This is a genomic window from Actinomycetota bacterium (assembly GCA_030017835.1).
GTDB lineage: Bacteria > Actinomycetota > Aquicultoria > UBA3085 > Oleimmundimicrobiaceae > Yes70-04.
In genome coordinates this window covers 25,363-45,977 of the sequence record JASEGU010000007.1, presented here as the reverse complement: position 1 = coordinate 45,977, position 20,615 = coordinate 25,363, and the positions used below count along the sequence as shown (strand labels likewise).

The window sequence follows — 20,615 nt, the reverse complement described above, 5'->3', positions numbered from 1 at the left end:
CAACCCTTGATTTGACGCCCCCGCTCGTCGACGTCGAACAGGCTCATCTGCAAGCGGATATCCCTCTCCGCCCGTGGCTCGTCCACCTGCTCGATCACCTGAAAGGGCAGGACGATATTGCAGACCTCGCCCGTCTTGCCATTCCAGACCAGCTCCACCTCCCGCTTCTCTTCAAAGAGCAGAAAGCGGTACTTTTCCGGCAGAGGCTTATTCGCCTCAACGTAGCGGATGATCTCTTGTTGTTCCTGCTCAGTCAATCTTGGCATAGAATTCCTTGTTTTTCGCTTACTTGTTTGGAAACTGATAATTCAAACCTAACGGCTTTGGGCATAATGGTTGCGGTTTGAGCGGGCAGCCTACGCGAGTTCATCCCAGTCCTTGACCGGCGAGCCATTGATCTTCCACACGGGCTCGAGATCGTCTAGAAGCCCGACCATGTAGTTGATGGTGCCATCGGTCTCGAAGAACACGTTTGTAGCTTCGGTGCCTGACTTGCGCCGGCTGCACTTAGAGCGAGTACTATTGGAGAAGTGAACGTGAAAGCCGTACACCCCCTCATTCTCAGCGACCAGGAGCTCGAGCACCTCGTAGTTGGGGCATTTGTGAAAGCGCTTTCCGCGACCCAAGATGCGCAGCCATTCACGATGCAGGTCTAGGAAAACGCCGTAGAACGTGAATGCCCGCGCAAGTAGACCGTCGAGGGTTTCCACGTTCATATGTTGGGCGAATCCCCCCTCGCTGAAGCGGAAACTGGAGTCAGTGAGGATATAGTCCGAGTGAGAAAAGGCGTTTCGGACGCGATTGTCGAACACGTCGTCGATGGTGGACTCGAGTTCGGTCTGTCTGACTACCTGTGCCAGATATTTGATCCTGAGGAACTTCTGCTTGGCGCTAGGTGGAATGGTCGAGGACAAAACCTCCTTCTTCCTGCGCACAAGGTCGGCAAAGGGATCAATGACATACGGATTTCTCGCTGCGCAACGGAGCAGATTCGCGAGAACTTCGTGGGGTGCGGTCATCTCGACTGCCTGGCAGTACATCAGGAGTCCCACCCTGCGCCCCGACGTGAGACCCCGACGCCTGAGAACGGTCTTCAGCAGCCAATTGTAGTCCTCGAACGCCTTCTGGGACTCCTCAAACGCATCCCAGTTCGCGGACTGCAGGCCACCGACCCTAAGGAGTGTGCAAACCGTGTCGAGGGGTGCGGCACTAAGAGCGGCTGAGAAGAGCCGATTCAAGATCAAGGCATATGTAGCACGAGCCTCGTGTTCACCCTCTCGCAGCCTACGCTTCCACATCAGAGCCCAGCCTGTCTACCCAGCAACAATTATATGGTTTCTTCATAACACCTTTGACCCCCGAATTAGCGTCATAACACACGACGCTCAAATAATGCCGGAATCTATTTTTGCGTATTTTGCTCTCTGGCTATCCTAAGCGCTTCAGCAGCGGGCATATCAGGATTTTCCTTCTTCATTTCTACTGCCTCTCTTGTGATCTTCTCTTCTAAAGCAGGCCCAGCCGTATCTACGCTTGCTTCGCCGGCCGCTTGCGCTATTTCGCTGGTTATAAATCCAACCCCGGCCCCTATGCCGACCGTTCCAACAACGGGATTTGTCAAACCAAGGCCGGCAGCAGCCAAGCCCCCTGCAACGGCGCCAAGGCCTGCGGCCTGGGCCGTATTGGCCGCCTCATCCATCGCTTTGTTCCAAGCGCCTTCTTTGTCTTTTTGAAAATTCGTTGGATCCCCTGCCATCGTTCCTCCAATCCTCATTAGACCAGCTAATTATATGATAAAATTGCTACAAATAATCTTATGCCAAGCGACGGCAATATTCAATGAAGAGGGGCTGTCAGATTCCCGTCGCCAGCCTCCATGTTTTAAGCCGCCATATCATTTTTAGGCGGAAAAATAGGGGACTTAAGAAAAGTGCCGAAGTTGTTTGAGCCCCGAAGGGGCGAGTTCTGCAGGCACCTTAAGCCCCCGTGATTTTAAAGCCGTTAAAAAAATGATTAGGCCGTCCTTCTTTTGCTACTTTTCTTTAAGGCGTGTCAAGAAAAGTAGTGAGACAAAACAATAAAAGGATAGAAAAACTTGGTGGAGGTGAGCGGATTTGACCCGCCGACTTCTGCCTTGCGAAGGTAGCGTTTTTAGCTTAACGGCTTGGAATCAGCTAGATTTCCTACTCTTTAACCACTTTTTGAGAGATTCTTGGCTCTCACCTGAGGGTTTCCCAAAAAGCAAACTTTGAGCACTGATATCTTCATCAATATCGTCCCAGTGAATGCCTTCACCTTTGCCAATTAATCTCCAGTTGCTGCGCTCTTTAAGGGTAGAGTGCATAAGTCTTGGAAACCATGCCAAAGGAACTGAGATAGTTCTTCCGTCGCTAAGATCAACCGTCAATGTATCTTCGGCTATATCAGCTCTTTCAATCCTTGGAACTTCTATTTCAAGTGCCGAAATATTCATCCCAGGCCTCCTCGATTTCTTTTTGGTTCTCATTAATTATCTTATAGATTTGACTAATTTCAATACGATTAAACCCGCCGCTAACTTGTAGCACAACTGGGTCTAGCCAAAATTTAGCAACTTTCTTATCGGCCTCAACGTGAATGTGTTTAGGTTCACCCCAATCACCAGCGTAGAAGAAAAATCTGTATGAGCCGATTTTAAACACCGTCGGCATTACGCTTCCCCGCTCCCCTTAAGCCTAATCATCGCGACGGCTTGATAGGTGCGTCTGATCATCACAACCTGATGGCGTTCTGAATACATACAAACTCGCCCTCTAATTCTGGCTCTCCCTCCTCATGAAGCATGGCAATTACCTCTTTGAGGTTTTCATTAAGTTCGTCTAAGGTTTCGGCTTGTGAGTGCGCTCCGGGAAATCCTGGAATAAACCCAACGTAAAGGCCAGTCTCAGAACATCTCTCCACAACAGCGGTAAAAGTTCTCATATTTATCTCTTTCATAGGCCTGCTCTGTAAATAATATTATCATGGATTATCGGCTTTTGCGCTTGAATTTGAGCCGTCTAACGTCAGAGGTTGATCGATAGCAATTAATGAAGGAGGAAGAAACTTGGTGGAGGTGAGCGGATTTGAACCGCCGACTTCTACCTTGCGAAGGTAGCGCTCTCCCACTGAGCTACACCCCCAGATTCAGCCACCAGCTATCAGCCGACGGCCACTAGGAAGACGAGGCTTAAAAACAAGTTAAAAGTATACTCATTTGTGGCCGTTTTAACCACATTAAGACTAAAAACTACCAACTAACAGCTTTTAACTCACAGCCCGATCTCCTCATCGGTGAGGTAGCAAGCCGGGTCGGACTCCCAGGTGTCGCCGGTCACCGCTTCAGCCCGAGCCCTAAAGTTGGCGTTACAGATATTCAGCCACTTGCAGCTCGCGCATCTTCCTTTAATCAGGGGCTTCCTACTTTTAAGCCCCGCCAAAAAAGGATTGGAGGTATCGGTCCAAATCTGGCCAAATGGCCTTTCTCGCACATTTCCCAGGAGGTGATTCCTCCAGAACTGGTCGGGGTAGACCGAGCCATCCCAGCTTATGCAGCCGATGCCAATCCCCGTTGAGTTGCCTTCATTCATCTTAAGGAGTTCTAAAGCTTTGGCCGCCCGCTCTGGGTCTTCCTTTAAAAGCTTAAGGTATAAATATGGCCCATCGGCATGATTGTCCACCGTTAAAACTTCGGGATTTTTGCCAGCTGCAAACATCCTTTTTGTCCGCTCGATAATTAAATCTAGAGCCGCGCGGGTATCGTTATGACTTAGGTCCTCCTCTTTAAGCTCACTGCCGCGTCCGCTATAGACCAAATGATAAAAACAGATGCGAGGCACATCTTCTTTCTCCATAAGATCAAAGACGCCATCAATCTCAGTTGCGTTTCTGGCGTTCATAGTAAAACGAAGGCCCACCTTGATCCCAGCCTCCTTGCAATTTCTAAGACCCTCTATAGCAGCCTCAAAAGCGCCCTCTTTTCTGCGGAAGTTGTCATGCACCTCGCGCAGGCCGTCGATGCTGATGCCAACGTAAGAGAGGCCGATCTCCTTTAAGACTTGGGCCATCTCTTTGTCGATCAAGGTGCCGTTGGTGGAGATGACGGCCCGAAGCCCCTTCACTTTTGCGTAAGCAGCAAGCTTAGGCAAGTCTTTTCGGGTGAGCGGCTCGCCGCCCGAAAAGAGAAGGACGGGCGCGCCAAAATCGGCCAAGTTATCGATCATCGCCTTAGCCTCAGCCGTGGTCAACTCGCCTTGGCCGCCCTCATCGGTCGAACGGGAGTAACAGTGGACGCAATTCAAATTACAGCGCTTGGTGCAGTTCCAAACGATGACCGGTTTTTTGTCGATCGAGAACTGCAAGAGGTGCGAGGGCAAGCAGTTCGACCTGCGCCCATATCTTAAGGCGTCGGACGGCTCGACCGCTCCCATGTATAGTTTGGATATTCCTATCATATTTTAGCCTCTCCGCCAGAGGTGGATGGGCCTTTGGCCCACAGTCTCAGCTAGGAAAATTTAATTTACTGCCCTTTACCATTCGGCTTTTTGGAAATTCCAATCTAAACTACTTTGCCTCATAGCTACAGATCGCTTCAACGAGCCCGTCAATCGTATACTCTTTAGCTTCAATGTCAACTTTTAAGCCCAGCTCCTTGGCAGCAGATGAGGTTATCGGGCCGATTGAGGCTATCTTTACGCCCTTTAAAAGCTCTCCGGTATTATTGCCCTTAAAGCTCTTAGCGAAGTTTTTTACCGTAGAAGAGCTGGTGAAGGTGATGAAATCAACCTCGCCTTTGGCCAGCATCGCCCGGGCTCGCTCGCCGCCCGCTCCGTCTATGACTGTCTTATAGACCGGGGCAACGGTAACCTTGGCTCCGGCCGCCTCAAGCTCGGTTATCAGGACGTCTCTCGCCTCTTCGGCCCTTGGAATCAAAATATTTGCCCCCGAAACACCCTCACTTTTTAATGCCTGGGCCACCGCCTCGGCCACGAACTCGGTTGGGATTAGGTCGGCCTTTAGATTGTGCATCCCAAGCTCACCTGCTGTGGCAGGCCCGATGGCCGCAATTTTTATTCCACTTAAGTCTCGCAAATCTGTGCCAAGATGATTCAACCTTTCCATAAAAGCCTTAACCCCGTTTGCGCTGGTAAAAACGATCCAATCAAAGGCTGGTTTGGAGTCGGGAGACGGGAGTTTGGAGTTAGTGATACTAGAAATTGCCAGATCTAGCGCCTCAAAATTGGTGGGCGGCACTATCTTTATAGTGGCAAATTCGATGGCTTCAGCCCCAAGAGCGGCAAGCTTTGCGCTAAGGGCGCTCGCTTGGCTGCGAGCGCGAGTAACGACCACTCGCTTACCAAAGAGAGGTTTTTTGGTAAACCAGGCCAAGTCATCGGAGAGATTGACCACCTGGCCGATAACGGTTATGGCCGGAGGTTTGAGCCCTGCCGCCTTCACCTTATCCGAGATGTCGCTCAAAGTGCCCTTGACCGTCTCTTGGGAAGCGGTCGTCCCCCATCTGATGACGGCGGCAGGTGTCGCCCCGCTTTTGCCCGCTTCGGTCAGACGCTTTGAGATTAAGCCAAGATTTTTGACCCCCATTAAAAAGACGAGCGTCCCTTTGAGATGGGCCAAAGCCTGCCAGTCGATCTCGCTCTCCTCTTTTGTGGGGTCCTCGTGACCGGTGATGAAAGAGACAGAAGTTGCCATCCCCCGATGGGTGACCGGAATGCCCCCGTAGGCCGGAGCGGCGTAAGCCGAGGAGACGCCCGGGATGACCTCAAATTCAAGGCCCTCAGCTGCCAGCGCCAAAGCCTCTTCGCCGCCCCGCCCGAAGATGAAGGGATCTCCCCCTTTGAGGCGAGCAACGGTCCAACCGGCCCTGGCCTTATCGACCAGCAAGTTATTTATCTCATCCTGCTCTAGGGTATGAAATGCGCCGCTCTTGCCCACATGGATGAGCTCGGCCTGCTCATTGGCATATTTGAGCAGAGCAGGATTTACCAAATAATCGTAGATGACAACGCCGGCCGCCGAGGTAGCCTCTTTGCCCTTGACCGTTATGAGCCCGGGATCGCCCGGGCCGGCCCCTATCAGAAAGACCTTACCCTTAGCCATCCTTATCACCTGGAGCCCTCTCCCTTATCTCTTTGAGTATTTCGCCCGCCCCCTGTTTGAGCAAGTTTTCGGCAAGGTTTTTGCCAAGTTCTTCGGGGCGGATCTCTTCATCGATCATCCAGCCCTTTATCAATCTCTTGCCGCTCAAATCCGAAATGAGCCCGATCAGCTCAAGACCTTCATCATCTAGCGAACTGAGCGCTCCAACCGGTATCTGACAACCGCCCTCGAGCCTACGCAAAAAGGCCTGCTCGGCCAGAACGGCCACCGAGGTGGCCGGATGATTGAGGCCCGCTATGGCCGCATAAACCCGTTCGTCGCCGGCCCTTGTCTCTATGCCGATGGCCCCCTGACCAACGGCCGGAAGCATCTCATCGGGGGTGAACTTTTGGGCGATCCTCTCCTTGTGCCCCATCCTGATGAGGGCGGCCGCCGCCAAGACTACGGCGTCCAGATCGCCGCCATCGAACTTGTTGATCCTGGTATCGAGATTGCCCCTGATGTCGACCACCTCTAAATCACTTCTCAAGCTCAATAGTTGGGCCCGGCGGCGAAGGCTGCTGGTTGCCACCTTTGCCCCTTTGGGAAGCTTAGCCAGGGGAAGGTTTCCCTTCGAGATCAAGGCGTCGCCGGCATCCTCCCTTTCTAGTATGGCCCCTATCATGAGCCCGGCCGGAAGCTCGGTCGGCAGATCCTTCATGCTGTGAACGGCCATATCTATCTCCCCATCAAGCAGAGCCGTCTCTATCTCCTTGGTGAAGAGGCCCTTGTCTCCGATAGCCGAGAGGGCTGAGTCCAAAATCTTATCGCCGGTCGTCTTGATCTTGACTATCTCCACCTCAAAGTCGCTCTTAAGCCTTTCGGCCACAAGGCTTGTCTGAAAAAGGGCGAGCCTGCTCTCGCGGCTGCCGATAACTATCTTTTTCCTCTTCATTCTTTGTCATCACCGCCTTCGGTCAAGCTGAAGATCCGTCTCAAGGAATCTATGTGAACATAGCCGCCCTTGGTGTTGGCACATTCCTTGAGTGAAATTATCGGGCGATGAAGCAGTTTGTTTATTATCGAACTCGAAAGGGCGTCTATTGTCTCTTTATCGGCCGCAGAGAGGTGAGAGAGTTTGGAGAGAAACTTCTCGGTCTCGAAGCTTCGGATCTCCTCGGCCTCCCGCTTCAGGGCCAAGATGGTCGGAACGACCTCAAGTGAGCCCAGCCAGGAGACGAAAGAGACGACGCCGGCCTCGACTATCCTGGCCGCCTTGGCCGCCTCCTTTTTGCGTTCGGCCAGATTTAGGTCGGCCACCGACTTTAAGTCGTCGATGTCGTAAAGAAATACGTTCTCCAGCTCATCGACTTTGGGGTCGATATCTCTGGGCACGGCTATATCGATGAAGAAGATGGGCCGGCCGCGCCTTGCCCGCATGGCCGCAGCCACCTGTTCCTTGGTGACCACAGAGTGGGGAGCGGCCGTCGAGCCGACGACTATATCGGCCCGAGTTAGCTCGGCGGGAAAATCATCGAATTTGACGGCCCGGCCGTCGAATCTCTTGGCCATCTCTTCAGCTGCGGCAAAGCTACGGTTGGCCACGAAGATGGAGCTCGCTCCGCTTGCGATGAGGTTTTTGACCGCAAGCTCGCCCATCTCGCCCGCCCCAAGGACGAGGACGGTCCGCCCCTCCAGAGACTCAAAGACCTTCTTGGCCAAGGAGGCGGCAACCGAGCTTATCGAGATGGCGTTCTCCCCGATCGATGTCTCGCTTCTCACCCTCTTGCCGATCAGGATGGCTTCCCTAAAGAGCCGATTGAAGATGGAGCCGGTCACTCCGCTCTCCAAGGCCGCCTCGTAGGCCTCTTTGACCTGACCTAATATTTGAGCCTCGCCGACCAGCATAGAATCTAGGCTGGCCGCGACCGAGAAGAGGTGGCTTACGGCCTCATCGGTCTCCTTGAAATAGAGGTATTTAGCTATCTCGGCCGCCTCGAGGCCGCAGAGGCTGGGCAGAAACTCCCTTATCTCGGCCTTAAAGTGGAGCGGGTCGCTCGCTACGGCGTAGATTTCGCTCCGGTTGCAGGTGGAGATGATGACGGTCTCGCTCAAATATTCTCTTGAGGAAAGCGTCAAAAGGGCTTGTTCGAGTCTTGGTCCCGAGAGGGCAAACTTCTCTCTCACTTCGACCGGCGCCGTCTTGTGGCTCAGGCCGCTTACGATTATATGCACCCGTTCACCATCTCTTTTATGGTTTTTAGGTTGCCCTTCTTCAAAAGATCGGCGATGTCCAGATCGACTATCCGCTCCCAGGCCTTGGCTCTTTCGGATTCGGCCCCGTACCTCTCCTTTATCGCGGCGCGCGCCTCAGAGAGGATGGCCAGATAATCGGAGTAGGCCTCATCGAAGAGATCTTCCAAATCCCTCCGTATCTTCTTGGCCAGGGCCGGCGCCGTCCCAGAGGTGGATATGGCAACGGTGAGATCGCCCCGCCTGACGGTCGAGGGAACGATGAAATTACAGAGACCTGGGGCATCGACCACATTGATGAGAAGGTGGGACCGTTTAGCCTCTTTTGATACGGCCCCGTTGACCGCAGCATCCCTGGTTGCGCTTATGACGAGGCGGGCTCCCTCAAGATCGCCGGCTCGGTAGACCCTTTTGACGTGCTCCAATTTTGAGGCCTCTTTAAGTTGACTTAAGGCAGGCGTCAAATCGGGCGATACGACCTTTACCTTGGCGCCCGCCTCAATCAGGTTCAAGATCTTCCTCTCGGCCACCGTTCCGCCGCCGACCACCAGGCAATTTACCCCTTCAAGATCGATATTTATCGGATAGTAACCCATCAAAAACCCCTTTTGGCCATGGCATCTAAGCCCGGTAGCCGTGCAGATAACTAAGATACGGCACAACGGCAAATCGTATGGCAAGAATGACCCCGAAACCGATGATGGCAAGGAGGGCCGGTTTGCGTCCGCGCAGACCGATTACCATTTTAAGCAGGATATAGGCGAGATATATCAGCCAAGCCACGCCCGAGGCGATGACGATGGCATCGACAAAGGTGCCCCAGACCTGATTGGCCCTAATGGCCCCGGTGATCAGCGTGATGGTCAGAAAGATGAAACCCAAAATGACCGCCCCCTCTTCGGCCCGCTCCAAGATGCTTAAGGAGGGAAGGCGCATGGCAAGACCGCTCGCTCTCTTCTTCTTGAAGTTATGTTCCTGAATCAGATAGAGGATAGCTGAGGCCGCCGCTATGGCGAAGGCGGCCGAGGCCGTAAACATCGAGATGAAGTGGATATCGACGAACGAGCCGGAAATGGGCGCGACCCTGGCGCTCGGCGGTTTATAGTAGGAGTAGGCTCTAAGGAGAAAGAGCAGAGCGACCGGGGTGACGACCAGCCCCAAGGTCTTTATCTTGAGGTACCGCTCGACCATCAGGTTGCCAAGGACGACGAACCAGGCGGCCAAGGCCAGAGACTCGTAGGCGCTCGCCCCAAGCAGGTGGCCCGAAGCGCTCATCCGAAAAATGAAGGAAATCGTCTGAGCAGCAAGGCCGAAGGCGAGAATGGCCGTGGCCAAACCTGCCATCATCCTCCTTCTGGTGAAGAAGTGCTCAAGATAGGCCAGAAAAGCGAGTGGATAGGCGAAGATGCTAAGCAGCATAAAGACGACGCTTAAGCGCTCCATATCAAGCCCGACCGTCCTTTATGCCCTCTTTTAGCCGGTTAAGATCCCTCCTCAAAGAGGCGGCCCTCATCTCCAGACTGGATACGTAGAGAAAGAGCAGGAGCCAGGCGGCAAAATAGGCGGCTAAGACGTAGCTCATATCAGGTCCCCCATTTCTTCTTTGACTTCATCTATGCCATCTTGAACGGCAATGAGTTCCATTTTAAGGAGCAAGAGATAGAAAAATAAGAGGGTGAAGGCGGCAAGGGTGGACAAGGCCACCCCCCACATCGAGGGATCCAAGTTTATCTTGCTTGGCGAGATCAGAAGGGGATGGACGGACCGCCACCATCTGATCGACATGAAGGATATCGGAACGCTGACAAAGGCCGCTATGCCGTAAACGGCTGAAAGGCTTGCCCGCTTGTCGCCGTCCAAGGTCATGGAGCGGAGCATGAGATAGCCGGCGTAGAGGAGCCACATGATGAGCGAAGTAGTTAGGCGCGGCTCCCAGACCCACCAGACCCCCCAGGTCGGCTTGCCGAAAATGGTCCCGGTCACCAGCAAAATCGTATCAATGAGGAGGCCCACCTCGGCCGCAGCGTGGGCCAATCGATCGAAAGCCCTCCTTCTGGTCGAAAGATAAGCCACGCTTGCCAAAAACACCAGCAGAAAGGCGAGATAAGGGATTATGGCGGTCGCGAAGTGGATGTAGAAGATCTTCTGGACCGGCCCAAGATAGCTATCGATCGGAGCATAAAAGAAGACCAGATAGAGTGATAAAAGGACGGATATGAAGGCGATGAGCCTTAGGGGTGCAAGGCGCTGGCCGCTATGCAATATCTACTCCTCCACGACATATTCAAAGGTCAAAAAGGCGACCAATGCAAAGATGATATCATAAAAGAGAAGGAGTCTCAGCCAAACAAATAGCGCGCCGGCCTCCCCGCCTGCGGTGATTATCTCGGTCGATTTTATGGCAGCAAGCAGGACCGGCACGATGACCGGGATGAAGAGGAGGGGAAGCATGAGATCCCTTGCCCTGGTATTCATCGAGATGGCCGCGAGCAAGACGCCGATGACCGACATCCCGAGGTTGGCCAGGACTAAGGTTGCAAGCATCAGCCAAGAGATGAGGCTTAAGGCCGAACCGGCAAAGAAGATCAGGAAGATCGGTATGACCAGGGCCTCCATCAGAGACAAGAAGATGAAGTTGGAGAGGACCTTGGAGATATATATGCAGGAGCGGTCGATCGGGGCAAGAAGAAGCCCCTCCATACAGCCCTCCTCCTTCTCGTAGAAGAACGCGCGGTTTAAGCCCAGGATGTGGGCAAAGAGGAAGGTTATCCAGAGCAGCCCGGCCGCGGCCATTCCCTTTGGAAGCTCGCCTCCAAAGGCGAGACCGAAGGTAGCCATGACAAGGAGGGCGAAGATCAGCATGGCGCTCATGCTCTCCTTGGTGACAAGCTCGAGTTTCAAGTCCTTCTTCATCAAGACGAGTATCTCTTTAATGGCTTTAGGGGCCCCCTTCTAGCGCAGAGGCGTATATCTCTTTGAAATCGTTTGGGCTCGGCGCCTCCCCTTGGCTTCTAAACCTTATCTTGCCGCCCGCCATGACGGCGGCCGAGTCAGAGAGGCCAAGACCGCTCTCAAAATCATGGGTGGTGAAGATGACCGTCTTTTTATCCTCTTTTAAACGGCTCATTAGCCGCTCAAAGATGGAGGCGGCTCTGAGGTCAAGCCCGCTAAGCGGCTCATCAAGAAGGATTATTTGCGGATCGTGCAGGAGGGTGCGACCGATGGCCAGGCGTTGACCCATCCCCTTCGAAAGCGATCTTACCGCATCGCCCCTTCGCCCGCTCAAGCCGACCAGGTCCAAAATCTCTAAGGCGCGCCGCTTGGGATCGGAGAGGCCGTAGAGACCGCCATAGAAAATCAGGTTATCCTGGGCGGTCAGGTCCTTGTAGAGGAGCGTTTCGTGGGCGGAGTATCCGATCATCCTCTTGACGGAGGCCGGATCGTCTCTGGAAGTTAGACCAAAGTATGATATCGAGCCTGATTTGGGTTTAAGCAGGGTAGCAATCAGTTTTAGCAGGCTCGTCTTGCCGGCCCCGTTCGGCCCGTAGATGGCCAGAGTCTCTCCCCTCTCCACCTTAAGGTCGAGTCCCGAAACGGCCCGGCGGACGCCATAACTCAAGCTTAAGTTCTCGATTATGATCGAATCGGAATCGACTTTCATATCCCGCTCCAAAATTGAGTTACCGGCCGCGCCCCTTGGGCCAGAAGGCGGCCAAGGTTCCGCTAAAGAGGACCCAGGCGCCCATCCAGAGCCAGGAGGCAAAGGGGTTTATCTTGATCTCGACGTGAACGGTGCCGTCCTCATGGAATTTCATCAGATTGGCATAGATATCCCGCAAAAGGCCCCCCTTGATATCTACTTTAGCCGTCGATTTGCCAAAGTCCTTGTGAAAAATGAGCTTTGGCTCAACCCTTATCATCCGCTCGCCCCCGGTCTCTACGCTCAAGGCGGCGATGTTTTCGACTCTGCTTTCGTCTTCTTTTACGCTAACCGCAAGATTTGTCACCTGAAGGTCTCCCACCATGAATGACTCTCCCTTTTTTAAGGTGGCCTGACCGCTTGCGGCGTAAAAATTGGTCCCGATGAGTCCGACAAAGATTATGGCGATCCCAAGATGGGCCAGATAGCCGCCGTATTTTGAGCGGTTTGAGACAAATCTTTGTGCAAGCGAAGAAGTCCCCTCAACTCTAGCCGAAAATATGGCGGAAAGGGTGGCGACGAAGGTGAAGGCAGAGATGCCAAACCCCAAACTTCCCATGAGCCTATTGCCCCAAAGGAAGAAGGCCAGGCTGAAGAGAGTCGCCGCGGCAAGCAGCGGATAGGTCATCTTTTTGATAAGCATTTCCCGCTCGGTCGCTTTCTGGCCCAAGAGGGGACAGATGCCCAAAAATAATAGATATATATAACCCAGAGGCGGGATGATGCGATTGAAGAAGAGCGGGCCGAGCGATATCCGGCTGCCGAAGGCGGCCTCGGTAATGACGGGATAGAAGGTGCCGAACGTGATGACGATCGAAAAAAAGACGAGAAGGATGTTGTTTAAGTGGAAGCCGTAGTCCTTGGAGAGAAGCGATTCCATCTCATCGGACGCAAAAACCCGCCCCTTGAAGATGATGAGAATTATGAAGGCCGCGGTCAGGACGACTAGAAACCAGGTGAAATAGGCGGCAATCGGCGAGTGGCCGAAGGCATGGACCGACTCTATGACCCCGCTCCTGGTGATGAAGGTGGCGAGCAGACAGGAGAAGAAGGCGATGGCGGCCAGTGCCACCGACCAGATCTTTAAGATGGCCCGCCTCTGGTGGATGTTTAAGGAATGAAGGAGGGCCGAGCCGGCCAGCCAAGGAAGAAGCGAAGCATTTTCGACCGGATCGAAGGCCCAGTAGCCGCCAAAGGCCAATTCATCGTAGGCCCAGAGGGCGCCAAGCAGGATCCCGATGCCCAAACAGAGGTGAGCAAAAAGAGTCCATTTCTTGGCCCGCTCAACCCAGGCCCCATCGGTCTGACCGGTGGTCAGAGCGGCCAGGCCAAGGGCAAACGGTATGGTAAAGGCGGCGTAACCCATAAAGAGGATGGGTGGATGAAAGACCATCTGAAGGTGGAGAAGGAGCGGGTTTAGACCGAGGCCGTCAGATGGTAGTTGACCCATCAGCTTGAAGGGGCTGGCCGGCTCGGCCAGAAGGACCAGAAAAAAGAGCTGCACCAGAGCCAGGATGAAAAGAGCGTGCTGACTCAGCCGCCCTTTTCTGTCGCTCGCCAAGAAGACCGCGCTACAGATCGAGGTTAGAAGCTGCCAAAAGAGGAGCGAACCCTCTTGACCCCCCCAAAAAGCGCTGATCGTAAAGAGCGGAGAGAGACTCCGGTTGGAATGATTGTAGACGTAGGTGAGAGAAAAATCCCTCGTCAAAAAGGCGATGAGTAAGGCAAGCGAGGCGAGCGCGGTAAAAAAGAGGGTGACAAGGAGGGCCAAGTGGCCGCCTCTTACCGATTTTGCATGTCTCATCTTGAGCCCATAGAGCAAGGCTGCGGCCGCGGTGGCCGAAGATAGAAGGGAGATAAGGATGCTTATCCTGCCAAGCTGCGCCATTGCTACCTCATCATTTGGAAGAATATTTGGAGGGACATTTGGTCAGAACCAAGTCCGCCTCGATCAGCCCATTTTTACCATCAAAAGTCCCCTCGACTATTATCTCGGTCTCAGCGCCAAGCGAAGGGGGCAGAGACTTGTCATAAGTGACCCTGATATCCGTCTTATCATCGGTGATGGTAAAGGCCTGTCCGCCGCCCACCACCGGCGCAATCTCCGAAGAGAGGCGACCTGCAACCTTTATCCGCTTACCAGAGAGAGAGGGGTCGCCAGAGACCTCGCTCGGCGTCCGGTAGTAATTGAAGGAACTCGCCGTGGTGTAGAGGAGCGCCGCCAAAAAAAAGAGTATCAGAATGATGGTGATTATCGTCCTTTTTTTCCTGCTACCCATCGCTTACCCCTTGAACTTTTAAAGTTTATACATCATACCAAGAAAGGTGCAAAATACAAATAAGGCGGCTGCAAAGGGTAATTTTAAGAGGTATTTGGGCAGTCAGCCTCCCTCAAGGGATGTGAAGTTTTTTTCAATCTTACCTTATGGACCGATTTCTGATAAATTGGTTTAAGAGGGGCGTTTGTCAATATATGCTTGCCTAGCCGGCCCGATGGGAAAGTGAGGTAAAGAGGGGATGAAAACTGTCGTCATCTACAAGTCAAGGCATGGAAGCACCAAGAAATATGCCCAGTGGATAGCCGAAAGGGTCTGGGCGGACCTCTTTGAGGCCTCGGAAATCAAGCCGGAAGATCTCGAAAAGTACGACACCATAGAACCGATCATCGAGGCGATAAGCGCAAGGATGAGAGCGTTAGGTTGATGGCGCGCTGCCATAAATACCCCAAAATGCAATTTCAAGCGGGAAGCTGGATTTTTTGCATCAATAAATAAGAGTGGTTAATATTCCTTATTGATATTTGGCGGCTCGATCTCACCCACCGCCAAACTTAAAGCCTCGTTATCGCCATGGCTAGAAGGCCGACGCCTGGGGCCCATGAAGAGGCCCCAGGCAAGGTAGCCTGGCGCCCAGCCAATCCCCATGCCGATAAATAGACCTGCCAGAATAAAGAGTCCACTAGCCTCCCATTCCTTCGATGACTCCTCAGTTTTGTTGACCAACTCCCTCTCACCTCCTTTCGACTGAAATTTCCAGTTTCAAGCAAGAATGAGGCGCCCATTGCCTTTTTTATAACTGCGGCGCCTCAAAAGAGTCGTGTTGACCAGACAATGCTCCACAACTAACACCTGCAGCTTTAGATAACTAGTCCATCTTGGTGGAGAAATTAAAGGGCACATAGAGCGGGCAGAAGCCAAGCAAACTGGTCGCCAAGAAGATGCCGCCGATTATTCCAAGGATAACTCCAAAAAGACCTTCGATCCTGCCCATCGCGTAGAGAACCCATATCCCGATTGCGATTATAAGCCTGATGACCCTGTCCGCCGTTCCCATGTTCTTCTTCATGCTAATCCTCCTTTTAATAGACCGGCAATTCGTTGCATATATTAACATGATGCCCCTAAATGGAAGTTAGCTTCAAAAACTTTGGAGGAGATTTGGCGCAAAGATTATTGCGGTTTACAAACGCTCGTCTGAGGCGGCCTCTTCGCCAAGGCCTCGCAAAATATCGATGCCGTGGCCGAGGGCGGGGATGATGACCAAGAGCCCCTCTTTGACCGCCTTGGGGCTGCCGGGCAGATTGACGATGAGGGTCTTTCCGCGCACCCCACTCACACCCCTTGAAAGCATCGCGTTAGGGGTGATTCGCAAGCTCTCCGCCCTGATCGCTTCGGAGAGACCAGGCGCCTCGCGCTCGATGACCGAAAGAGTCGCTTCGGGGGTAACATCTCGAGGGCTAAGACCGGTGCCGCCCGTCGTGATGATGAGATCAACTTTGAGATCATCGGCCATCCTGATGAGGTTTTTGGTTATCAGCTTCTTTTCGTCTGACACTATCTCGTAGGCGACGACCTCCGCCCCTTCGTCCCTCATAATCTCGGCAATCAGGGTACCGCTGCCGTCCCCCCGCTCGCCCGCTGCCGCTCTATCGCTGATGGTTAAGATACCTAGCTTCATGGATGACCCCCTATTTAGCTTGGTAGTTTCCGCTCTTTCCGCCCGTCTTGCTGACGAGGTGTATTTCGCCTATCTCCATGCCCCTATCCGTCCATTTGCACATATCATAGATGGTCAAAGCCGCGGCAGTCACAGCCGTCAGGGCCTCCATCTCTACCCCGGTCCTATCCAAACACCTGACGCGGGCGACTATCTCAATTATATCTTCCCCGACTTTAAAATCGATGTCTGCGCCGGTGATCCTCAAGGGATGGCAGAGAGGAATTAGGCTCGGCGTACTTTTGGCCGCCATCACCCCGGCCACCTGGGCCACGGCCAAGACGTCACCCTTCTTCATCTTGCCCGCTAAGATCAGATCGACCGTCTCCTTCTTCATCCTGATAGAGCCCTTGGCAACGGCCTCTCTCAGCGTCTCGGCCTTGGGGCTGACATCTATTATATGGACCTTGGTCCGATCGTCATCCTTCACGATTTAGCCTCCTATTTCGGACATCCGCCATTTGAAATCCTCACCCTGGCCGCCCAGGCGATCCTTGGGTTTGCCGGCTAAAACATCTTTGAGGATCCTCTTCATCTCCTCGTCGCTCGCCCCGTTTCTTAACGGGCCGATTATGTCGATCTCTTCGGGAGTGAAGAGGCAGGTCTTTAGGGCACCGGTGGCCAATAGCCTGATTCGGTTGCACTCTGCACAAAAGGGATCGCTCATCGCAGAGATGAACCCGACCGTGCCGCGCGCCCCTTTGACACCGAAGTATCTGGCCGGCCCGCCGCCCGCTGGCGATTCGATCTGAACCAGACTGGCAAGGCTTCTTACCCGCTCGATGATCACAGAGGAAGGAATGAAAAATTCGGGATCGACGCCGTCTCCCAGCGTCATGAATTCGATGAACCTTAAGTGGATGGGGCGTTCCTTTATGAACTCAAGGAAGGCGGCCAGATCGGCCAGCCCATCGTTTATCCCCTTCATGAGGACGACGTTTATCTTAATGGGATCAAAACCTGCCTCAAGAGCCACCTTAAGTCCCTTTAGAACCGCGCTTAGATCTCCGCCTCGGGTCAAGCGAGAATACTTCTCGCCGTCCAGAGAGTCCAAACTAATGTTCACCCGGCTCAGCCCAGCCGCCTTGAGTAATCCAGCCTGATCGGCCAAGAGAAGACCATTGGTGGTGATAGAGAGGTCCTTTATCCCTTTGATAGCGGCCAGACCATTGATGAGCGTGGTGATACTCTTCTTTGTGAGCGGCTCGCCGCCCGTGATCTTGACCCGCTCGATCCCTTCCTCGGCTAGAATCGAGGTCAAGCTGATCATCTCTTCAAAGGAGAGGAGACCCGAGCGCGGTTTGATACATTTCAGTCCGCCTTCGGGCACGCAGTATCGGCACCTTAAGTTGCACCTATCGGTGATGGATATCCGAAGATAATTTATTCTTCTGCCGTATGGATCGATAAGCTCACTCACGTTGCTCACCCTTTAGTGGTCTTCCGGCAGTTCGGTCAGGTGGACTTTGACCGGATCGCCCGCTGCTACAAAGTCGGTTTCAGCCGGTATAACGGCAAGGCCGTTTGCCAGCGTCATAGATTTGAGTATCCCCGAGCCCTGCGGCCCGGTAAGCGAAGCGTAGTGGCGGCCATCCTCTGCGCGCACTATAACGCGAACGAAAAACTGGCGAGCAACCTTCTTCTTAAAATCCTCTTTTAGGATGGCCTGAGCTTCTGGGCGGAAGAGGTGCTTTCTTCCCATCATCTTGAGCAGGGCCGGCCGCACGTACTCCTCAAAGCAGACCATGGTTGAGACGGGATTTCCGGGAAGTCCAAAGACGGGTTTGCCGCCAAGCAGCCAGAAGGCAAGCGGCATGCCGGGCCTCTGGGCGACCTTCCAGAATTTTTGCTCGGCCCCGAGGGTCTCCATGGCCTCCTTTACAAAATCGTAATCGCCGACCGAGACTCCGCCCGTGATGATGAGGACGTCGGCCGATTTAAGCCCTTCGCTTATCGCTTTTTTGGTCGCCTGCGGGTCGTCTCTGACGGTGCTAAAGCCGAGCGCCTCGGCTCCGGCCGCCTTCACCTGCGAGCTCAATGAGTAGGCATTGCTGTTTCTAATCTTGCCAGGAGCCATCGCCTCATCTATCCCGATGAGCTCATCGCCCGTGCAGAGGATTTGAACCTTGGGCCGGGCAAAGACTTTAAGTTTCGAGCAGCCCAAAGAGGCCAGCACCCCGATCTCGGCCGGCCGCAAGAGGTGCTTGGCCTCCAAGACCTTCTCGCCTTTGGCAATATCCTCACCGGCTAGGCGGATGTTATCTCCAAGTTTTGGGGGAAAGAATATGGCAACCTCATCGCCCCCCATATCGGTATCCTCTTGTTTGACGACCGTATCGGCCCCGCTTGGGATGGGCGCCCCGGTCATTATCCTTATCGCTTGACCCGCGCTGACCGTAAACTCATCCGAGCAGCCGGCGGCCAGGTCAGAGATGACTTTGAGCTTTACCGGCCCATCCTTGGAAGCCCCACGGGCGCCCGCAAACCTTACAGCGTAGCCGTCCATAGCCGAGTTGTCGAAGGGGGGAATGGGCTCCTTTGAGAAGATATCTTCGGCCAGGACTTGGCTGAGGGAGGCGGACAAGGGCATCTCTACCGCTTGGAGCGGCCTTATCTCGTTCAAAATTATTTCTAAAGCCTCTTTTGGCTTAAGCGTAATATCACCGCCTAAAATTACCTATCGCGCATCGCCCTCGGTCGCAATATGTAACACCGAGTAACTAGCTATTTTAATCTACTCCTTAAGCGATGTAAAATCGCAGGCGGCCTAGCTTTTGACAGCGTGGATGGAGGAGGATTTAACGCCGGCAAAAACGGAAGTGCCCACCTCTAGGCCAAGCTCTTCGCGGGCAAGGCCGGTCACCATGGCTTTGAGCGGAAACCCGCAATCGAGGGTTAAGAGAAAGAGGTGTCCTAAGAAATCAACCTCGACTATCTCTCCTTCAAACCAATTCCTGATGCTGCTTTGAACCTTTTCCTTGGCGATGAAGACGTCTTCGGGCCGGATGAAGAGGGTAACCTCATCTCCCGCTTTTCCGCCAACATCGACGATGAACCTCCCGTCTCCCACGGCTACCCTGGCCAGCTCGCCCAATCTCTCGGCGACCCGGCCGTAGAGTATCGCTTCGGTTCCCATCAGCCTGGCCACCTCGGGACCGGCCGGTCGCAAGAAGATCTCCTCGACTGAGCCATCCTGGACGATTTGACCGTTCAACATGACGACCATCCGCTTGGCCAAAAGGGCCGCCTCCTCTCGGTGATGAGTGACAAAGAGCGTGGTCTGGTCGGTCTCTTTGATGACCCTTTTAAGTACGGCCATCAGATCATTCCTTATCGCCGCGTCCAAAGCCGAGAATGGTTCGTCCAACAGAAGGACCTTGGGCTGGAGTATGAAGGCCCGAGCCAAGTTGACCCGCTGCAGCTCTCCTCCGGAGAGATCTTGAGGTCTCCTCTTCAATAAGTCATCGAGTTCGAAGAGGGCGGCCGCCCTGCTTAGCCTCTCTTGGGCCACCTCCTTTGGAACCCTTCTGACTTTGAGCCCAAATAGGATGTTCTCGGCCACGCTTCCGGCAAAGAAGAGGGGTTTCTGTAAGAGCAGGACCACATTTCTTGCAAGCTCAAGGGAGTTCTTGGAAGAGACCTGGCGGCCATCATAATAGCTTCGGCCCTCGCTGGGCCTCTCCAGGAGAGCCAAAATGCGCAGCAGAGTGCTCTTGCCCGATCCATTTGGACCGAAGATGACGGTGGTCTCTCCCCTTTCAAGTTGAAATGAAGGAAGGTTCAAAACCAGTCTTTCGCCAAAGCGGTGCTTTAAGTTCTCTACTTTAAGAAGCGACGCGGCCAATTCTCACTCCCCCTCTGCTGGATGACGGTCAAGGCGTAGTTCACGGAGAAGCTCAAAACGAGCAGGATTATCGAAAGGGCGATGGCCGCCTCGAACCGGCCCATCCTGGTCTCAAGAACGATGGCCGTCGTAAGGACGCGCGTCTGATTCTTGATGTTCCCCCCCACCATCAGAACGGCGCCGATCTCGGAGATGATGCCGCCAAAGCCGGCCATGGCCGCGGCCAAGGTTCCCAGGCGGGCCTCCTTCAGGACGACCAGAAGCGACTGGCCTTTAGAGGCCCCAAGGGCTCTGGCCTGCAGAATGATATCGGGATCGAGGGCGCCGATGGCCGCCATGGTAAAACCGGTGACCAGAGGAAGGGCGATGACGACTTGGGCTGCCACCATGGCAAGGGGAGTATACATGATCTCCAAAAAACCGAGCGGTCCGCTTCGCCAGAGGATGAGGGCCAAAAATAGACCGACCACGACCGGGGGAAGCCCCATGCCCGTATTGACCAGGGAGGCGATCAGCCGGCGGCCGGGAAACCTGTATAAGGCCAGAAAGAGACCGAAGGGTATGCCGATGATGAGGGCAAAAAGGGTAGCTGACCCTGAGATCTTCAGGGTCAGCTTGGTTATCTCGATTACTTGAGGATCCAAGGATAAGAGGATATGGAGAGCCTCTTTAAATCCCTCTATCAGAAGTTCCATCGAACCTCTCTTT

At 53.8% G+C, this 20,615-nt stretch carries 25 protein-coding genes, 1 tRNA gene and 2 pseudogenes (1 of these 28 running past the window's edge); 1 reads left to right on the top strand and 27 read right to left on the bottom strand.

Annotated features, from left to right (window positions below):
* The 19 genes and pseudogenes from QMD53_03200 to QMD53_03110 all read right to left on the bottom strand — a co-directional run.
* Window positions 1–266 (bottom strand): annotated as a pseudogene (locus tag QMD53_03200) (site-specific DNA-methyltransferase) (it extends 1,941 nt beyond the left edge of the window).
* Window positions 267–356: 90 nt separating this feature from the next.
* Entirely contained in the window at window positions 357–1,238 is an 882-nt protein-coding gene (locus QMD53_03195; protein ID MDI6799662.1) for a hypothetical protein, read from the bottom strand.
* Between the two features lie 164 nt (window positions 1,239–1,402).
* Window positions 1,403–1,756, bottom strand: coding sequence for a hypothetical protein (locus QMD53_03190; GenBank protein MDI6799661.1), 354 nt, complete (start codon window positions 1,754–1,756; stop codon window positions 1,403–1,405).
* Window positions 1,757–2,170: 414 nt separating this feature from the next.
* Complete coding sequence (locus tag QMD53_03185; GenBank protein MDI6799660.1) at window positions 2,171–2,473, bottom strand: DUF2442 domain-containing protein; 303 nt, start codon at window positions 2,471–2,473, stop codon at window positions 2,171–2,173.
* Window positions 2,454–2,690: a DUF4160 domain-containing protein gene (locus QMD53_03180; GenBank protein MDI6799659.1), complete on the bottom strand. Its 237-nt coding sequence runs from the start codon at window positions 2,688–2,690 to the stop codon at window positions 2,454–2,456. Before QMD53_03180 ends, QMD53_03185 begins: the two co-directional genes overlap by 20 nt.
* A gap of 61 nt (window positions 2,691–2,751) precedes the next feature.
* Window positions 2,752–2,961 (bottom strand): type II toxin-antitoxin system HicB family antitoxin, encoded by a 210-nt coding sequence (locus tag QMD53_03175; GenBank protein MDI6799658.1) that lies wholly within the window; start codon window positions 2,959–2,961, stop codon window positions 2,752–2,754.
* 125 nt (window positions 2,962–3,086) lie between these two features.
* A tRNA-Ala gene (locus tag QMD53_03170) sits at window positions 3,087–3,161 on the bottom strand.
* Between the two features lie 129 nt (window positions 3,162–3,290).
* The gene (gene ahbC / locus QMD53_03165) at window positions 3,291–4,472 is read right to left on the bottom strand and encodes a 12,18-didecarboxysiroheme deacetylase (protein MDI6799657.1); all 1,182 of its coding nucleotides are present in this window, start codon (window positions 4,470–4,472) and stop codon (window positions 3,291–3,293) included.
* A 109-nt stretch (window positions 4,473–4,581) separates the two neighbouring features.
* Window positions 4,582–6,135, bottom strand: a complete 1,554-nt coding sequence (gene cobA / locus QMD53_03160) for a uroporphyrinogen-III C-methyltransferase (protein ID MDI6799656.1) — start codon at window positions 6,133–6,135, stop codon at window positions 4,582–4,584.
* Window positions 6,128–7,069, bottom strand: coding sequence for a hydroxymethylbilane synthase (gene hemC / locus QMD53_03155; protein ID MDI6799655.1), 942 nt, complete (start codon window positions 7,067–7,069; stop codon window positions 6,128–6,130). Before hemC ends, cobA begins: the two co-directional genes overlap by 8 nt.
* Window positions 7,066–8,349 carry a glutamyl-tRNA reductase gene (gene hemA, locus QMD53_03150; GenBank protein ID MDI6799654.1) on the bottom strand — a complete coding sequence of 428 codons (1,284 nt, stop codon included), beginning with the start codon at window positions 8,347–8,349 and terminating at the stop codon, window positions 7,066–7,068. Before hemA ends, hemC begins: the two co-directional genes overlap by 4 nt.
* The gene (locus tag QMD53_03145) at window positions 8,340–8,963 is read right to left on the bottom strand and encodes a bifunctional precorrin-2 dehydrogenase/sirohydrochlorin ferrochelatase (protein ID MDI6799653.1); all 624 of its coding nucleotides are present in this window, start codon (window positions 8,961–8,963) and stop codon (window positions 8,340–8,342) included. Before QMD53_03145 ends, hemA begins: the two co-directional genes overlap by 10 nt.
* Window positions 8,964–8,988: 25 nt before the next feature.
* Window positions 8,989–9,810 carry a cytochrome c biogenesis protein CcsA gene (gene ccsA, locus QMD53_03140; GenBank protein MDI6799652.1) on the bottom strand — a complete coding sequence of 274 codons (822 nt, stop codon included), beginning with the start codon at window positions 9,808–9,810 and terminating at the stop codon, window positions 8,989–8,991.
* A 1-nt stretch (window position 9,811) separates the two neighbouring features.
* Window positions 9,812–9,949 carry a CcmD family protein gene (locus tag QMD53_03135; GenBank protein ID MDI6799651.1) on the bottom strand — a complete coding sequence of 46 codons (138 nt, stop codon included), beginning with the start codon at window positions 9,947–9,949 and terminating at the stop codon, window positions 9,812–9,814.
* Entirely contained in the window at window positions 9,946–10,629 is a 684-nt protein-coding gene (gene ccsA / locus QMD53_03130) for a cytochrome c biogenesis protein CcsA (GenBank protein MDI6799650.1), read from the bottom strand. The genes QMD53_03135 and ccsA (QMD53_03130) overlap by 4 nt, the downstream gene beginning before the upstream one ends.
* Before the next feature lie 3 nt (window positions 10,630–10,632).
* Entirely contained in the window at window positions 10,633–11,280 is a 648-nt protein-coding gene (locus QMD53_03125; protein MDI6799649.1) for a heme exporter protein CcmB, read from the bottom strand.
* Between the two features lie 25 nt (window positions 11,281–11,305).
* Window positions 11,306–12,028: an ABC transporter ATP-binding protein gene (locus QMD53_03120; protein ID MDI6799648.1), complete on the bottom strand. Its 723-nt coding sequence runs from the start codon at window positions 12,026–12,028 to the stop codon at window positions 11,306–11,308.
* Window positions 12,029–12,047: 19 nt separating this feature from the next.
* Entirely contained in the window at window positions 12,048–13,955 is a 1,908-nt protein-coding gene (locus tag QMD53_03115; protein ID MDI6799647.1) for a cytochrome c-type biogenesis CcmF C-terminal domain-containing protein, read from the bottom strand.
* A 10-nt stretch (window positions 13,956–13,965) separates the two neighbouring features.
* Complete coding sequence (locus QMD53_03110; protein MDI6799646.1) at window positions 13,966–14,346, bottom strand: cytochrome c maturation protein CcmE; 381 nt, start codon at window positions 14,344–14,346, stop codon at window positions 13,966–13,968.
* Between the two features lie 238 nt (window positions 14,347–14,584).
* Between QMD53_03110 and QMD53_03105 the strand changes: the two are divergent.
* Window positions 14,585–14,722, top strand: a pseudogene (locus QMD53_03105) (flavodoxin domain-containing protein).
* A 125-nt stretch (window positions 14,723–14,847) separates the two neighbouring features.
* Here QMD53_03105 and QMD53_03100 read toward each other — a convergent pair.
* The 8 genes from QMD53_03100 to QMD53_03065 all read right to left on the bottom strand — a co-directional run bounded on the left by QMD53_03100 (window position 14,848) and on the right by QMD53_03065 (window position 20,602).
* Window positions 14,848–15,069, bottom strand: coding sequence for a hypothetical protein (locus QMD53_03100; GenBank protein ID MDI6799645.1), 222 nt, complete (start codon window positions 15,067–15,069; stop codon window positions 14,848–14,850).
* 142 nt (window positions 15,070–15,211) lie between these two features.
* The gene (locus tag QMD53_03095; GenBank protein MDI6799644.1) at window positions 15,212–15,412 is read right to left on the bottom strand and encodes a DUF2892 domain-containing protein; all 201 of its coding nucleotides are present in this window, start codon (window positions 15,410–15,412) and stop codon (window positions 15,212–15,214) included.
* Window positions 15,413–15,526: 114 nt separating this feature from the next.
* Complete coding sequence (locus tag QMD53_03090; protein ID MDI6799643.1) at window positions 15,527–16,024, bottom strand: MogA/MoaB family molybdenum cofactor biosynthesis protein; 498 nt, start codon at window positions 16,022–16,024, stop codon at window positions 15,527–15,529.
* Window positions 16,025–16,034: 10 nt separating this feature from the next.
* Window positions 16,035–16,493: a cyclic pyranopterin monophosphate synthase MoaC gene (gene moaC, locus QMD53_03085; GenBank protein ID MDI6799642.1), complete on the bottom strand. Its 459-nt coding sequence runs from the start codon at window positions 16,491–16,493 to the stop codon at window positions 16,035–16,037.
* Window positions 16,494–16,496: 3 nt separating this feature from the next.
* Window positions 16,497–17,483 carry a GTP 3',8-cyclase MoaA gene (gene moaA, locus QMD53_03080; GenBank protein MDI6799641.1) on the bottom strand — a complete coding sequence of 329 codons (987 nt, stop codon included), beginning with the start codon at window positions 17,481–17,483 and terminating at the stop codon, window positions 16,497–16,499.
* Window positions 17,484–17,495: 12 nt separating this feature from the next.
* A complete protein-coding gene (locus tag QMD53_03075; protein MDI6799640.1) occupies window positions 17,496–18,722 on the bottom strand; it encodes a molybdopterin molybdotransferase MoeA in 1,227 nt (408 codons plus the stop codon).
* Between the two features lie 108 nt (window positions 18,723–18,830).
* On the bottom strand, window positions 18,831–19,907 hold the full coding sequence (locus QMD53_03070; protein ID MDI6799639.1) for an ABC transporter ATP-binding protein: 1,077 nt from the start codon (window positions 19,905–19,907) through the stop codon (window positions 18,831–18,833).
* Window positions 19,883–20,602, bottom strand: a complete 720-nt coding sequence (locus QMD53_03065; GenBank protein ID MDI6799638.1) for an ABC transporter permease — start codon at window positions 20,600–20,602, stop codon at window positions 19,883–19,885. Before QMD53_03065 ends, QMD53_03070 begins: the two co-directional genes overlap by 25 nt.
* Between the last annotated feature and the right edge of the window lie 13 nt (window positions 20,603–20,615).